This is a genomic window from Oribacterium parvum ACB1 (assembly GCF_000238055.2).
GTDB lineage: Bacteria > Bacillota > Clostridia > Lachnospirales > Lachnospiraceae > Oribacterium > Oribacterium parvum.
The window spans coordinates 1,491,889-1,506,737 of record NZ_KE148312.1; the positions used below are offsets into that span (position 1 = coordinate 1,491,889).

A 14,849-nucleotide genomic window follows, 5' to 3' on the forward strand; every position below is an offset into this window, starting at 1 on the left:
GTCTCTTCCGTTACATTTTATTCTCGGCATTCCTCTTTCTCTGTATCACAACAAAGGCAAGACCTGTAAGGGAGAGGAGGAAAAAGCTAAGGTAAAGATAGATAGCACTACGGTCAAAGGTTTTTGTCCATCCCCTTCCCTGAGCGAGTACTTTCGGAGTTCTGTTTGTATCATGTACTTTTGGACTATTTTCTGCGGGATTAGGTGTGGGTCTATCTACTCCTAAGACGTTCTCGGGAGGATTCATAGGAGCGGGAGGAGGTGTTGTTCCGCCTGCAGGAGGTGTTTCCATCACTCTTGGAGGAGTACTTCCGCCACCGCCGGGATTTCCGGGAGTATTACCGCCCCTACTCGGGGTAGGAGGAGTGCCTCCGTTATCATTTGGTTTAGGAGGAGTATTCTCATTGGTACCGGGAGTGGGAGGATTGTCATTTCCCTTTGGCGGGTCCGGGGTATTTTCTTCTTCAGGAGGGGTGTTACTTGTGTTTGTTATGATGAAGCCACGCCCTGAATCCAAACGATTCTCTACAGTACTGGTATAGCCGGGAACTTCTACTTCTTTTACTGTGTACTCTATTTTTTCGCCGTTCTTTTCTTTCAGTACAAAGAAATTGTGCTGCCAATCGTTTACGGCACTTACAGTAGCTGAGTCAAGGTATGAACCATTTCCCCAAAGCTCAACAACAATCTCTTTCGGACGCTTTCCTTTCCCTTCCCAAATCTTGGTCACCGGGATAACGAAGCTGTCGTCTTCATCATAGTAGTTGGTAATAGTGAATTTTGTGTCTTGCGTACCGGATATAGCAGCTTTATATCCCTTTACCGGCTCTTCCTTAACACTATAATCAATGTCCTTTCCGTCTTCGCCCTTTCTTGGCATTTCTTCAAAGGTATGTTGCCAATCGTTATCATCGGAAAGTATTGCGGAAAGCTCCTCTTTCTTTTCTCCGTTCACCAGAAGATAAACCTTAACCCTACTGGTGTCTGAAGTGAAATGATCCATCAGGACATCGAAGGGGCTTGCAGCGGGAAGACGGTTATTTTCACGATCATCGGATAAAACATCATGAGAATCGAAATCCGCCGTATCACTTAAAAGACTGTCATGCAAGGAATCATCGAATACAGGAAGTCTTCCGCTTAAATAATCATCAAGTAGGGAAGCGGGAGAGGGAGTACCGGGTTTTACGGTTAGAGCCCATTTCTTTTCTACAATGATATCTCGGGTGTTCGGATTTATTTTTTTGTTTGTGAGATCTAAGAGATATACCGCTTTATTATCTTCCTCTTTTATCAATACACTGTGTACTGTCTTATCTAACTTATAACCGGAAGGGGGATCCACCTCTACAATCTCATACTCACCGTCTGTCAGATTGTCAATAGTAACTTCTCCATCAGACCAGGTGGTGACCATCTTATTGTAATTGGAGTATTTCTTTGTGAGCATGAATTCCGCACCGTGTAAAGCTTCTCCGCTCGCTTTATCGGTCTTTTTAATCCTGATACTATGCTTTTTCCCTTGGAATGTGTTCAAATTTTGCTGTATTTTGTAAAAGCTGTTAATTTCTTCTGTATCAATTCCTACGAGTTTGGCACTGTTGTTGTAGGAGGAACCGTTCTCCGGGAATTCGTGGAGCTCCACAAAGTAGCGTAATTCAAAGCCTTCATTCGGAGCAATATGATCCAGATTGCATGTAAAACCGACAGGGTTATCTTTTCCGTCATGCACAAAATCGGGATAAATGGTTTCATCTTCGGCGGGCTGCAAACCTTCGGCATCGGATCGTAAAGAATAGATGGGTCCGGGATTGGCATCATCTGCGGCAGGCTCGAAATATTTTTTTCCATTTTGAGCCACTTTCCATTCACCGCTTCTCCATACTCCTCTTCGTAGAACGGGCTGGTATAGGGAGTCATATTCAGTGGAATATCCCGGATTGAGGCTGTACGGCATAAAGTATCCGAAGTTGCTTGCTCCTAAACGGTCCACAAACTGAACGGAATCATAACCGTTCTCATTATGCGTTCCTTCGAAACTTTTTGCGTCGAAGCGAATCACATATTCCATAATATAATGAAAGTTTCCGTCATCATCTTTTATTTCATGAACTTCTCCGCGAACGGATTTGGAAAAACCTTGCGGAGCGGTATAAGCATAAGTGGTATCTTCCTCTTGCCTATCAGTAGAGAGAAGGGAGACATCCGTATTGGTATCGGAAAGTAGCTCCGCATCAGTGACGTTGACTCCATTTTCTGTAAACTCGGAAAATTCATCGGAAGCCACTCTACTATCCGAAGTCTCCCTTTCGGATAACTCTTCAGAGCTGTTCAAGTTTTCCCTTGCACTTTCTTCTATTTCTACTGTTTCTGCATTTTCTGCACTGCTTTCTGCAATAAACAAGGGCATTTCCGCTTCCCCTTCCGCCTTTGCAAAGGAGTAGCCCTGCCAAATCATAAGTACAGAAAAAAGAAAGGCTATAATTCTTCTTTTTGCTTTCAAACCTGTATTCCTCCATTATTATAATTAAAAATAAAAAATTAAAGTACTGGTTGAATAGATTTACCATAGATTCCCTTTTTGAACAAGATGACAATGGAAATTTTATAATTATAGTGGAAATGTAGATTTTATTAGATTCTTAATTACTTAATTAATAAAATGATTGAGAGGTGTGCAAATATATAATGTATAGTTGTACAAATATATTCTTTGTGCTATACTGCTTGTTAAGCAGAAAGAGGTGATTACATGGCGATAACAGAAGCACAGGCGAGAGCTACAGCGAAGTACAAGGCAAAGAATTACAAACGTGTACCGCTTGACTTAAGAAAAGAAGAGTATGACGCGTTGAAGGAGCAAGCGGAAAGTATGCCTATGAATACCTTTATTAAGAGAGCCTTAAACTCCTACACGGGGCAAGAGATATTTAAGGTGTAAGAAGAAAGAGAGGGGAAAATGCCTACTATATCGATGTTTTACGGAATTATTATAAGGATGTATAGGGAAATTGGTGGACAGCACAAGATACCGCATATACACGCAGAATATCAAGGAGAAGAGGTAGTTGTAAGCCTTGAGGGTGATGCTTTAGAAGGTGGCATACCGAAGAAAAAGCAAAGTCTTGTTGTAGCGTGGGTAAATATCCATTATGACGACCTTTTAGCTAACTGGAATTTGTTAGAGAAAGGGGAAAAAACTTTTACTATTGAGCCTTTAAAATAGGGGGGGGGATATATGTTACAGCCTGAGTTATTAAGCGTTTCCCCAAAAGAGGGGTATAAGCTTCTTCTTTCTTATGAAAACGGGGAAAATAAAATCTTTGATGTTACCCCATACATAAGCGGGGCATGGTATGGGGAGTTAAAAGACCTTGAAACATTTAAAAAAGTTAGGGTTTCCAATCATTCCGTAGAGTGGGAAGGCGGGCAAGATATTGCACCGCATGAGTTGTATCACAATTCTATATCCGTATAAATACATACTAAGCTAATTAAGAGGGTTTAAAACCCTCTTTTTTTATTCTTAACAAGTGGCTAAGGCGAAGCCTGAGACATCTTGTTGGAGAGTTGAGAAAAGTTGAGAAGAGTTGAGAAAAAGTTTCTCGTTTTGGAAAGGGGGATATATGAATCCTTATCAAAGAGGGCAGAAAGCATTGTGCGGGGATTACTTTAAATTTTTGCATAAAAAAATCGAGGTGACAAGATTCGAACTTGCGACCCCCTGGTCCCAAACCAGGTGCTCTACCAAACTGAGCCACACCTCGGAAGCTTCTCGATTTTAAACGACAAACTTGCCAATTAACTATAGCGAGAGGAGACATCCTTGTCAAGAAGAACTTGGCAGTCTCTTGTTCCTTTGTAAAATACCATGATTTTTCTTGACTTTTCGTTCCTACAAGCTTATATTTGTTTGACGTGAGTTTTCTCGCGTCTTTCTTTATGTATTCCTATAAGCAGGGTGGTCACATAAAGAAGAGAAAAAATTATAGGAAAGGAGACCAAAATGCCAACATTTAACCAGCTCGTTAGAAAGGGCAGAGAAACTTCCAAGAAGAAGTCTACAGCCCCTGCTCTTCAGAAAGGATTCAACTCCTTAAAGAAGAGAGCAACTACGAACAGCGCTCCACAGAAGCGAGGTGTATGTACAGCAGTTAAGACTGCTACACCGAAGAAGCCGAACTCGGCTCTTCGTAAGATCGCCAGAGTTCGTCTTTCCAACGGAATTGAAGTTACATCTTACATTCCCGGAGAAGGACACAATCTTCAGGAGCACTCTGTTGTTATGATTCGTGGTGGCCGTGTTAAGGATTTACCCGGTACAAGATACCATATCATCCGTGGAACACTGGATACCGCAGGCGTAGCAAACCGTATGCAGGCTCGTTCCAAGTACGGTGCAAAGAAGCCTAAGGCTAAGAAGGCTTAAGTAGTTGAAGGAGCGCGTCGTATAAACGACAGCGTAAAACATGGTTTAGACATGGTTATGACGGAAGCATTTGGTCACAATTTCTTTTCAATAAAGTAGATGTGTCCAATTCCGCATGAACTCAGAGGGATAACCGAAAGAGAGTACCGTAGATCTAAATGCAATATTTAAGGAGGGAAGTAACGTGCCACGTAAAGGACATACTCTACACAGAGACGTGCTGGCGGACCCGATTTACAATTCCAAGCTTGTAACAAAGCTTGTAAACTCCATCATGTTGGATGGAAAGAAGGGCGTAGCACAGAAAATCGTTTATGGTGCATTTGAGCGAGTAACTGCGAAGGCAGAGAAAGATGCACTGGAAGTATTTGATGAGGCGATGAACAACATTATGCCTGTACTCGAGGTAAAGGCAAAGAGAGTTGGAGGAGCAACTTATCAGGTACCTATGGAAGTAAAGCCGGAAAGACGCCAGACTTTGGCTCTTCGTTGGCTGACAGAGTTCTCCAGAAAGCGTTCTGAGAAGACACAGGCTGAGAGACTTGCAAATGAAATTATGGATGCGGCAAACAATACGGGTGCTGCAGTAAAGCGTAAAGAGGAAATGCATAGAATGGCTGAGGCTAATAAGGCGTTTGCTCATTACAGATTCTAATAGGAGGAAAGACATTGGCTGAAAGACAGTATTCCCTTGAGCATACAAGAAATATTGGTATTATGGCGCATATCGACGCTGGAAAGACTACTCTTACAGAGCGTATCCTCTTTTACACCGGTGTAAATCATAAGATCGGTGAGACACACGAAGGTAGTGCTACCATGGACTGGATGGCACAGGAGCAGGAAAGAGGTATCACGATTACCTCTGCCGCAACGACCTGCCACTGGACACCGGAGAAAGAACATAAGAAGATTCCGGGTGCGCCGGAGTATAGAATCAACATCATTGATACCCCGGGACACGTAGACTTCACAGTGGAAGTGGAGCGTTCTCTCCGTGTACTGGACGGCGCAGTAGGTGTCTTCGATGCGAAGAGCGGAGTTGAGCCACAGTCTGAGAACGTATGGCGTCAGGCGGACACCTATCATGTACCGCGTATCGCTTTTATCAATAAGATGGATGTAGTGGGAGCGGATTTCTTCCACTCCGTACAGACTATCGTGGACCGTTTGGGTAAGAACTGTATCATCACCCAGGTTCCGATGGGAAGAGAAGATTCCTTTGTAGGAGTAATCGATCTCTTCGAGATGAGAGCTTATTTCTATAAGGATGATAAGGGCGAAGTGATTGAGATTACCGATGTGCCGGATGAGTACAAGGATCTTGCAGAAGAATATAGAGAAAAGCTCGTAGAAGGCATCTCTGAACTCGATGACGACCTTATGGAGAAGTATCTCGAAGGAGAGACACCGACTGAGGAAGAACTGAAGAAGGCGCTTCGTAAGGGAACCATCGAAGGAAACGCGATTCCCTGCCTTTGCGGTACTGCATATCGTAACAAAGGTGTTCAGAAGCTTCTGGATGCGGTTATTGACTTCTTACCGGCTCCGACCGATATTCCTGATATCCAGGGTACCGATATGGACGGAGAGCCGGATAGCAGACCGTCTTCCGATTCTGCACCGTTCGCGGCACTCGCATTTAAGATTATGACGGACCCCTTCGTAGGAAAGCTTGCTTATTTCCGTGTGTATTCCGGAACATTAAAGACCGGTTCTTATGTTCTGAATTCAACAAAGAACAAGAAGGAAAGAGTTGGTCGTCTTCTCCAGATGCACGCAAACAAGCGTCAGGAACTGGATGAAGTGTTCTCCGGCGATATTGCCGCAGCAGTAGGTTTTAAGCTTACTTCCACAGGAGACACCATCTGTGATGAGCAGCATCCGATTATTCTGGAATCCATGGAGTTCCCGGAGCCTGTTATCTCCGTTGCTATCGAGCCGAAGACCAAGGTTTCTCAGGGTAAGATGAGTGATGCTTTGGCAAAGCTTGCTGAAGAGGATCCCACCTTCCGTGTAAGAACAAATGAAGAGACCGGACAGACCATTATTTCCGGAATGGGTGAGTTACACTTGGAAATCATTGTTGACCGTCTTCTGCGTGAGTTTAAGGTTGAGGCAAATGTAGGTGCACCTGAGGTTGCTTACAAAGAGACCTTTACTAAGCCTGTCGATGTGGAAGGTAAGTATATCCACCAGTCCGGCGGTTCCGGTATGTACGGACACTGTAAGGTGAAGTTCGAGCCGATGGATGCGAATGCAGAAGAGACATTCAAGTTCCAGTCCACTGTTGTGGGCGGTTCCATCCCGAAGGAATATATTCCTGCCATCGAGAAGGGTATCCGTGATGCTGCAAACTCCGGTGTTCTTGCCGGTTATCCGGTACTCGGCGTAAGCGCAAATGTTTACGACGGATCTTACCATGAGGTTGACTCCAATGAGCGTGCTTTCGAATTCGCGGGCTCTATTGCTTTTAAGAACGCAATGCAGAAAGCAGATCCGATTCTTCTTGAGCCGATTATGAAGGTAGAGATTACTACTCCGGAAGAGTATATGGGAAATGTTATCGGAGACGTTAACTCCCGTAGAGGTAAGATTGAGAGCATGGAGGATATCCCGTCCGGAAAGCAGATTAATGCTTTCGTACCTCTTGCAGAGATGTTCGGATATGCAACCGACCTTCGTTCCAAGACACAGGGTAGAGCGAACTATTCCATGTTCTTCGAAAGATACGAGAAGTGCCCGAAGAACATTCAGGAGAAGGTATTATCCGAGGCGAAGAAATAAAGCAAAACCGCTTGCTTAATGCATAAACTGATGATAAAATCATGGGTACTGGGTTCGTTTTCAGGAACTTGGGATGTACTGCAATTCGCATGCTATGCATGCGTTGGTGCTTGGCATGATTTTTGTTGTATTACATTTATTAGGAGGGTATTGAAATGGCAAAAGCGCATTTTGAGCGAACCAAACCACACTGTAACATCGGAACTATCGGACACGTTGACCACGGTAAGACAACTCTTACAGCTGCTATTACCAAGGTTCTTGCTGATCGTGTAGCTGGTAACACAGCAACTGATTTTGCTAATATCGATAAGGCTCCGGAAGAGAGAGAAAGAGGAATTACCATCAACACCGCTCACGTTGAGTATGAGACTGAAAAGAGACACTATGCTCACGTTGACTGCCCGGGCCACGCTGACTATGTTAAGAACATGATCACCGGTGCTGCACAGATGGATGGAGCTATCCTTGTAGTAGCTGCTACCGATGGTGTTATGGCACAGACAAGAGAGCATATCCTTCTTGCTCGTCAGGTAGGTGTTCCTGCTATCGTTGTATTCCTGAACAAGTGTGATATGGTTGACGATCCTGAGCTTCTTGAGCTCGTTGAGATGGAAGTTAGAGAGCTTCTTTCCGAGTATGAGTTCCCGGGAGATGACATCCCTGTAATCAAGGGTTCCGCATTAAAGGCTCTTGAGGATCCGAAGTCCGAGTGGGGCGATAAGATCATGGAACTTATGGATGCAGTAGACAGCTATATTCCTGAGCCTGCTCGTGAGACTGATAAGCCGTTCCTTATGCCTGTTGAGGATATCTTCACTATTACAGGTCGTGGAACTGTTGCAACCGGTAGAGTAGAGCGTGGTGTTCTTCATGTATCTGACGAAGTTGAAATCGTTGGTATCAATGAAGAGACTCAGAAGTCTGTTATTACAGGAATCGAGATGTTCCGTAAGCAGCTTGATGAGGCTATGGCAGGTGACAACGTTGGTCTTCTTCTTCGTGGTATCAACCGTGATCAGATCGAAAGAGGACAGGTTATCTGTAAGCCGGGGTCTGTAAAGTGCCACAAGAAGTTTACTGCTCAGGTTTACGTGTTAACCAAGGATGAAGGTGGACGTCACACTCCTTTCTTCACAAACTATCGTCCTCAGTTCTATTTCAGAACAACTGACGTAACCGGTGTCTGCATGCTTCCGAACGGGGTAGAGATGGTTATGCCTGGAGATAATACAGAGATGGAAGTTGATCTTATCCACCCAATCGCTATGGAAGAGGGTCTTCGTTTCGCTATCCGTGAGGGTGGTAGAACAGTAGGTTCCGGAAGAGTTGTTAAGATTCTTGAGTAATCCTATATAGACTTTTAAAAAGCTGCTTGCTTTGCAAGCAGCTTTTTTTTTTATATAATATTTCATAGTTATTGTTATAGCTATGATTATTGGTGGCATATTTGCCTATGTATTTAAAAATCCGCAGATTTTAATGACTCTAGGACTAGTCGTAATGTTTGTATTATATATGTTCTGTGGCGTGTTCATATCTATTGATCAAATGCCACAGTTATTCCGAAATATATCTTCATATTTGCCAATAAAGTATGCAATGAATGACTTCTTTGACATTTGGAATATGGAGAGATTATTGGACAAGGATTTTTTACTAATATCTGCAGTGTACTTGGTAATAAGCACTATAGTTTTGGGCATCTGTATTATTAGAGAAAATAAAAGATTTATTTACAGTGGAGGGAAAAACAATGAAAAATAAGCAAGGGCTACGTATCATCTTAGAATTAGTTGCAGGAATGGTATTCTCGGTAATTTTGTGTTGCATTTTAATCTTTTTCGGCTACTCGACTTTCTATAAGGATAATTTTAATGAATACACCGTGAATATCTTTGGCCTACCAATATATGAGATAGTTATGCAAAGTGGGAAAGGACAGGGAACAGCATTTAACCAGAACATGTTTCTTGTCAACATAATCTGCTCAATCATCACGGTAATAGCGGTTGAAACAACTATTTTTATAAAAAACAAGAATAAACCGGAAATTACTGAAAAATAAGCCTGATGGACTGTTTTATATTTATGCCAATAATGTTAGCGGAGTAAAATAGAGGATCTATAGATATCAGTTAAATATACATTCATTGTATCCAATCAATGAGCACTTCGACACATCAAAGTTCTTACAATATGGAAATTTCGATTTTGACAATTTTAATTTTTTGTGATGTATGAATATGATATAAACAAAAACTATCTTAAATATGGTGAATTGTCATTATTAAATGTTTTTGCGGAAGCCGGAATTACTCTTTAGCTTTCATTTGTGCAGAGATTGGGAACTACGCAGGGAGGAGGATAGTATGAATGGATTTAAGGAAGTTATGGAAACATTACAGGAACAGAATATCGAGGTTCAGCTTGTAGAACATGAAGCGGCTTTTACTATGGAAGATGCAGATAGGGCTATAGAAGGAATTCCCGGAGTGAGAACCAAGACTTTGTTTCTGATGAATAAGAAGAAAACAAGGTTCTACCTGCTGATTATGGACGAGAATAAACGTCTGGATATGAGTGCCTTTAAAGAACTTGTAGATGATCGGCAGCTTAAGATGGCTTCTGAGGAGATGCTCTATGAGAAATTAGGTTTGCAGCCCGGCGGAGTATCTCCATTCGGTCTTTTGAATGACAAGGACGGGGATGTGGAAGTGTATATTGATAAAGACATTGCGGATGAAGAAAGAATGAGTTTTCATCCGAATACAAACGAGAAAACCGTCTTTATCAAGACAGTGGATTTATATCCGTTTTTGGAGCATATCGGACATCCTGCAAAAACAGTATTGCTATAGGTTTTTAGGACCATTTATTGCTGATTTAAAATCTGGAAGTAAGAATTCATTTTAAGAATAAAAAATCCCATTCGCAGAATTCTAACACAGAATTGCGAATGGGAAAATCTCTTGATTCAATTCTTTATTAAATCTTTCCAACTAAGTCAATTCCGGGCTTTAAGGTCTTTTCTCCCGGTGTCCATCTTGCAGGGCAAACTTCATTGCCATGCTCTGCTACAAACTGGCAGGCCTGAACCTTACGAAGAAGCTCATCCGCATTTCTTCCGATATTGCCGGCACTTACTTCATAGGTTACAATCTTTCCTTCCGGATTCACAATGAAACTTCCTCTTTCTGCAAGGCTTCCATTCTCCGGAAATACTTCAAAGGCCTTGGAAAGGCTATGGCTGGGATCGGAGAGCATCGGAAAGCTTAATTTTCCAATCTTGGAAGATGCATCGTGCCAAGCCTTATGCACGAAATGGGTATCGGTAGATACGGAATAGATTTCGCAACCAATCTTCTGAAACTCCGCATACTTGTTCTGCAAATCTTCCAGCTCTGTAGGACAAACAAAGCTAAAATCCGCGGGATAGAAAAAGAATACAGACCACTTTCCTAAAATGTCCTTCTTCTCCACAGTGCAAAAGCTGTCCTTGTGGTAAGCGTTAACGGAAAAATCCTCCACTTCCTTGTTTAATAATGACATACTACCTCCTTTTTCTATAAGCTGTTACTACTATGGAGTAACAGAAGTTTTTAAAATAATAATTATTATCATTATTCTATAGGAGCATTCTATCATTGTCAATGCAAAAATACAGCCGACTTTTTATTTTTGCTGTTGCTCTTTTATTTTTTAAATATAAAGTCGAGAAATCATAATTTGATATTATTAAATAAATAAATTTTGAACAAGGCGAAGGAAAATATTCCTTGGCCTTGTTTTTTAATGAATATTGCTTACGAAGTATGCCATACCTTTAGGGAACTGTCATACAGAGAATAAAGAAGTAATAACATCTTTTTTAAGCTATGGTCATACATCTATATTTTTTAGAAAAAATAAGGTAAGATATATCGGTTAAATAAAACAGTAAAGGATAGTTTTATGGGAAAAAACGTAGATAATTTAGATGATGTGGCAAATCTTCTTTCCAAAAAATCCGAACAGAAAATTATATTGAAGAAGAGAAACCAAAGCCAACGCATTTTGAGAAATAAAAGAAAAAAAAGAGAAGTCAATGAGGATAGAAAGATTATGCTGATTCCTATCCTTATTGTGGTACTGATTTTAATCATTAAGTTTTTGGAAGCTCTGGGTATGGGCGGAACTTTCCCGGATAAACGAAAAGTTCCGGTTTCCGCCTCGGAACTCAGCTCAGCGTCCAATATTCCCGAGGAGGCAACAGAGCCTGTTTTAAAGGAATACAACGACGACGTTCTGGAGAAGTTTTTCCAGGAGTATTTTCAGGCTAAGCTTTCTGCCGATGTAGATACCCTGTATCGTTTAAGTGGTGTTACAAACCAAAGTACAGAACAAAGAAACAAATTGCAGAGTCAGCTAAAAACACAGTCCGGTTATATTGAGTCTTATGAGGACATCAAGACTTACGCTGTTCCCGGTATAGGGGAGAATGAGAAACTGGTTTTCCTGCAATACAAGGTGCGTTTTCGTAGAGCAAAAACTCCAGCTCCCGCAATTATGTACTGCTATATGCGGGTAAATGAGGCGAATGCTTTTGAACTGGTGGAAAATAAAACCCCGGAGCAGACAAAATTTGTCCATGAATATATTCAGACTCATGATGAGGTAAAAGATTTAATCCAAGCTGTAGATTCTCAGCTTTTAGAGGCACTTTCTTCCGACTCTCGCCTTGCCGTACTTTATGATGCATTTCAAACCGGAAGAATATATACGGAAGATCAGGCTTCCATTGATTCCGAGGTATCTCTCATTGAGATGGATGATAACGGTCCGACGGAAGAGACAAGTGCAAGTGTTCCGGAAACAACCGATGGAGGAAGTACCGGGGAGAGTACGGAGAGCCCTGCTACTGAAGCATCCGGCGGGCAGGCAGGGGAAACGGCTCCGTCGGAGACAAACGAAGGAGCATAACTGTTCAGAGTTTTATGCCTCCCTGAAAAAATATTGCAGGGAGCGGAAAGAGATAAGATGAATACCAAGGATTTTTATTATGATTTACCGGAGGAGCTGATTGCACAGGATCCCTTGTTAAAACGTTCGGCTTCCCGGCTTCTTGTGATGGACAGGAAAAGCGGAGAGATAGAGCATAAGCACTTTGAAGATGTCCTTTCCTATCTTAGAGAGGGCGATTGTCTGGTTTTAAACAATACGAAAGTTATCCCTGCGCGTTTACATGGTGTAAAGGCGGGAACAGGGGCGCATGTGGAAGTTCTGCTTCTCACAAGGCTCACGGATAAAAGCTGGGAATGTATAGTTCGACCGGGAAAGAAGCTCCGTGTCGGTGCAGAAATTATTTTTGCAGAAAATTTACTTTCGGGAACAGTGATCGAGTGTAAGGAAGACGGCAACCGGATTATAGAGTTTCATTTTGAAGGCATATTTGAGGAAATCTTGGATAAGCTTGGAGAAATGCCGCTTCCTCCTTATATCACAAAACAACTTAGCGATAAGACAAGATACAATACCGTCTATGCAAAGGAAGAAGGCTCTGCGGCGGCACCGACTGCAGGACTCCATTGGACGAAGGAGCTTCTTGAGAAGGTGCAGGAGAAGGGCGTAAAAATTGCCTATGTAACGCTCCATGTGGGACTCGGGACCTTTCGCCCGGTGAAGGTGGAAGACGTGGAAAAACACCACATGCACTCGGAACTCTATATCATCGATAAAGAAACCGCAGACTTAATCAACAGCACGAAGAAAGCCGGTGGAAGAATTATCTGCACGGGAACAACCTCCTGCAGGACAATTGAATCGAATGCCGATGAGAACGGCGTTCTCCATCCCGGAAGTGCATGGACGGATATTTTTATCTATCCGGGCTATCGTTTTAAAGTCATGGACGGGCTTATTACGAACTTTCATTTGCCGGAGTCGACACTCATTATGTTGGTGTCCGCCTTTTCCAATCGGGAAAATGTCTTGCATGCTTACGAAGAGGCGGTAAGGAAAAGATACAGATTTTTTAGTTTCGGCGATGCCATGTTTCTGATTTGACACAAAATTCGTGTTTCAAAGAAAAAGAATCAATAACCAATAAGTTATTGATTCTTTTTCTTTATTGCTATATAGTAATAACAAAGGAGAATTTTTCATGTACGAAATATATTTTTATAAGAATCGAAAAGGTGTTTACGAGGTGCTAGAGTCTACATCATTTTCAGAAGAAAACGCAGAGGACACCTAGGAGAGAAATTGAGCAAGCTCTTAGAGAGATAGAAGATTTAAAGAAAAGAGGTTTATAATGAAAAATAGTGCTGTTTCTGATTTTACATGGAGAGATGTGCAAAAAGAGTTGTATACAGTGGAAGAAATTGCCGAGAGCGATTTAAGAGTCGCTCTGATTGGGGAACTTATCAAAGCCAGAAACGAAAAAGGCATCAGTCAAAAGAGACTGGAAGAGCTAAGTGGAGTGAAGCAACCCATGATAGCAAGAATTGAAAGTGGAAAAACTCTTCCGCAAGTAAATACTTTGATTAAGTTGCTTGTGCCGTTAGGAAAGACACTTGCCATAGTTCCGAACAAATAAAATGTAGTGGATAGAATCGAGAGGGGGCCCCTCTCTTTTTGCTTTTTGGAGCAAAGGAATAAGACGCCGGATTCAGTTCATTTCTTAAAATTTTTTCATTTCTTTTTCTCCCCTTTTCGACATGGATGATTGAAATGAGTCTTCCCTCTACGCACGATTGAAAACTGCCTTTCCTCTATGCTATCATTAGGAGCGTTATAAGAGAAGATACAGAGAGCATACAGATAACATACAGAAAACATATAGAGAATATACAGATATAATCGGAGAATACTATGCGAATCAATAAATGGCTCTCGGCAATGGGCATTTGCTCTAGAAGAGAGGCTGACCGCTTGATTGCGGAGGGGAAAATAAAAATAAACGGAAAGCTCGCGAGCCTTGGTCAGGAAATCAGCGGTGAGGAAGAGATAGAACTGGACGGGAAGCACATTTCCGGAGAAGGAGAGAAGCGGGAAAAGCCGAAAGAGGTTCTTCTTGCCTATTACAAGCCGCGCGGAGTGATTTGCACGACAGGAGAGAAGGATAGAGGGAAAAATGTCATTGAGGATATACAGTATCCCGAGCGTATTTATCCGATTGGGCGTCTCGATAAGGACTCTGAAGGCCTCCTTCTTCTTACCAATCAGGGTGAACTCGTCAATCAGATCAACAAGTCCCGGAGCGAGAAAGAGAAGGAATATATCGTGACGGTGGAAGAGGATATCACAAAGCATTTTTTACGGGAAATGAGCGAGGGTGTCTATCTTAAGGAACTAGAGAGAACAACGAAGCCCTGCATTGTTTTTCAGGAGGAGAATATTCCGGTCACACAAAGAAAGAGACAGTTTCACATTATCTTAACGGAAGGACTAAACAGGCAGATTCGGAGAATGTGTGCAACGCTCGGCTATACAGTGAAGCGTCTTAAGAGAGTTCGAATCATGAATCTGACTGTGGACGGGTTAAAGCCCGGAGAATATCGGGAGATTCGGAAAGAAGAGCTGGGGCTTAAGTAAATGCCACCCTGCTTTTATAAAGAAAGAATGATGAAAAGGACATGTGAAAAAGGATAAG

At 42.2% G+C, this 14,849-nt stretch carries 16 protein-coding genes, 1 tRNA gene and 1 pseudogene; 15 read left to right on the forward strand and 3 right to left on the reverse strand.

Translation table 11 applies throughout. From position 1 onward, the window contains the following. Window positions 1-10 precede the first annotated feature (10 nt). Window positions 11-2,503: a Cna B-type domain-containing protein gene (locus HMPREF9625_RS06640; protein WP_009533933.1), complete on the reverse strand. Its 2,493-nt coding sequence runs from the start codon at window positions 2,501-2,503 to the stop codon at window positions 11-13. Window positions 2,504-2,752: 249 nt separating this feature from the next. Here HMPREF9625_RS06640 and HMPREF9625_RS06645 point away from each other — a divergent pair, with 249 nt between their 5' ends. The 3 genes from HMPREF9625_RS06645 to HMPREF9625_RS06655 are packed head-to-tail and all read left to right on the forward strand — an operon-like array spanning window position 2,753 to window position 3,478. Then, the gene (locus HMPREF9625_RS06645) at window positions 2,753-2,941 is read left to right on the forward strand and encodes a hypothetical protein (protein WP_009533934.1); all 189 of its coding nucleotides are present in this window, start codon (window positions 2,753-2,755) and stop codon (window positions 2,939-2,941) included. Window positions 2,942-2,959: 18 nt separating this feature from the next. Then, entirely contained in the window at window positions 2,960-3,226 is a 267-nt protein-coding gene (locus HMPREF9625_RS06650) for a DUF4160 domain-containing protein (RefSeq protein ID WP_009533935.1), read from the forward strand. 12 nt (window positions 3,227-3,238) lie between these two features. Then, window positions 3,239-3,478 carry a DUF2442 domain-containing protein gene (locus tag HMPREF9625_RS06655; RefSeq protein ID WP_009533936.1) on the forward strand — a complete coding sequence of 80 codons (240 nt, stop codon included), beginning with the start codon at window positions 3,239-3,241 and terminating at the stop codon, window positions 3,476-3,478. A 215-nt stretch (window positions 3,479-3,693) separates the two neighbouring features. Here HMPREF9625_RS06655 and HMPREF9625_RS06660 read toward each other — a convergent pair. Next, window positions 3,694-3,767, reverse strand: a tRNA-Pro gene (locus tag HMPREF9625_RS06660). A 239-nt stretch (window positions 3,768-4,006) separates the two neighbouring features. On the opposite strand from HMPREF9625_RS06660, the gene rpsL reads away from it, so the two are divergent. The 7 genes from rpsL (at window position 4,007) to HMPREF9625_RS06695 (ending at window position 10,077) form a co-directional block, all read left to right on the forward strand. Then, a complete protein-coding gene (gene rpsL, locus HMPREF9625_RS06665) occupies window positions 4,007-4,429 on the forward strand; it encodes a 30S ribosomal protein S12 (protein WP_009429099.1) in 423 nt (140 codons plus the stop codon). Between the two features lie 184 nt (window positions 4,430-4,613). Beyond that, window positions 4,614-5,084, forward strand: a complete 471-nt coding sequence (gene rpsG / locus HMPREF9625_RS06670; RefSeq protein ID WP_009428151.1) for a 30S ribosomal protein S7 — start codon at window positions 4,614-4,616, stop codon at window positions 5,082-5,084. Between the two features lie 14 nt (window positions 5,085-5,098). Further along, window positions 5,099-7,216: an elongation factor G gene (gene fusA / locus HMPREF9625_RS06675; protein WP_009533937.1), complete on the forward strand. Its 2,118-nt coding sequence runs from the start codon at window positions 5,099-5,101 to the stop codon at window positions 7,214-7,216. Between the two features lie 155 nt (window positions 7,217-7,371). Beyond that, window positions 7,372-8,565, forward strand: a complete 1,194-nt coding sequence (tuf, locus tag HMPREF9625_RS06680) for an elongation factor Tu (RefSeq protein WP_009533938.1) — start codon at window positions 7,372-7,374, stop codon at window positions 8,563-8,565. A gap of 70 nt (window positions 8,566-8,635) precedes the next feature. Further along, window positions 8,636-8,983: an ABC transporter permease gene (locus tag HMPREF9625_RS11725; RefSeq protein WP_408634644.1), complete on the forward strand. Its 348-nt coding sequence runs from the start codon at window positions 8,636-8,638 to the stop codon at window positions 8,981-8,983. Further along, window positions 8,973-9,284, forward strand: coding sequence for a DUF5963 family protein (locus tag HMPREF9625_RS06690; protein ID WP_009533939.1), 312 nt, complete (start codon window positions 8,973-8,975; stop codon window positions 9,282-9,284). Before HMPREF9625_RS11725 ends, HMPREF9625_RS06690 begins: the two co-directional genes overlap by 11 nt. A 304-nt stretch (window positions 9,285-9,588) precedes the next feature. Continuing rightward, entirely contained in the window at window positions 9,589-10,077 is a 489-nt protein-coding gene (locus HMPREF9625_RS06695; protein ID WP_009533940.1) for a prolyl-tRNA synthetase associated domain-containing protein, read from the forward strand. Between the two features lie 127 nt (window positions 10,078-10,204). Here the strand turns inward: HMPREF9625_RS06695 and ahpC are convergent, their stop codons facing one another. Next, window positions 10,205-10,768, reverse strand: a complete 564-nt coding sequence (gene ahpC / locus HMPREF9625_RS06700) for an alkyl hydroperoxide reductase subunit C (RefSeq protein WP_007157979.1) — start codon at window positions 10,766-10,768, stop codon at window positions 10,205-10,207. Between the two features lie 402 nt (window positions 10,769-11,170). Here ahpC and HMPREF9625_RS06705 point away from each other — a divergent pair, with 402 nt between their 5' ends. The 5 genes and pseudogenes from HMPREF9625_RS06705 to HMPREF9625_RS06720 all read left to right on the forward strand — a co-directional run bounded on the left by HMPREF9625_RS06705 (window position 11,171) and on the right by HMPREF9625_RS06720 (window position 14,791). Beyond that, window positions 11,171-12,178, forward strand: coding sequence for a hypothetical protein (locus HMPREF9625_RS06705; RefSeq protein WP_009533941.1), 1,008 nt, complete (start codon window positions 11,171-11,173; stop codon window positions 12,176-12,178). Between the two features lie 57 nt (window positions 12,179-12,235). After that, window positions 12,236-13,261 (forward strand): tRNA preQ1(34) S-adenosylmethionine ribosyltransferase-isomerase QueA, encoded by a 1,026-nt coding sequence (gene queA / locus HMPREF9625_RS06710; RefSeq protein WP_009533942.1) that lies wholly within the window; start codon window positions 12,236-12,238, stop codon window positions 13,259-13,261. A 158-nt stretch (window positions 13,262-13,419) separates the two neighbouring features. After that, window positions 13,420-13,509, forward strand: a pseudogene (locus tag HMPREF9625_RS11675) (type II toxin-antitoxin system RelE/ParE family toxin); the annotation flags it as partial. After that, window positions 13,509-13,793 carry a helix-turn-helix domain-containing protein gene (locus HMPREF9625_RS06715; protein WP_009533944.1) on the forward strand — a complete coding sequence of 95 codons (285 nt, stop codon included), beginning with the start codon at window positions 13,509-13,511 and terminating at the stop codon, window positions 13,791-13,793. The pseudogene HMPREF9625_RS11675 and the gene HMPREF9625_RS06715, both read left to right, overlap by 1 nt. Window positions 13,794-14,068: 275 nt before the next feature. Then, on the forward strand, window positions 14,069-14,791 hold the full coding sequence (locus HMPREF9625_RS06720; protein WP_009533945.1) for a pseudouridine synthase: 723 nt from the start codon (window positions 14,069-14,071) through the stop codon (window positions 14,789-14,791). Window positions 14,792-14,849: the final 58 nt, after the last annotated feature.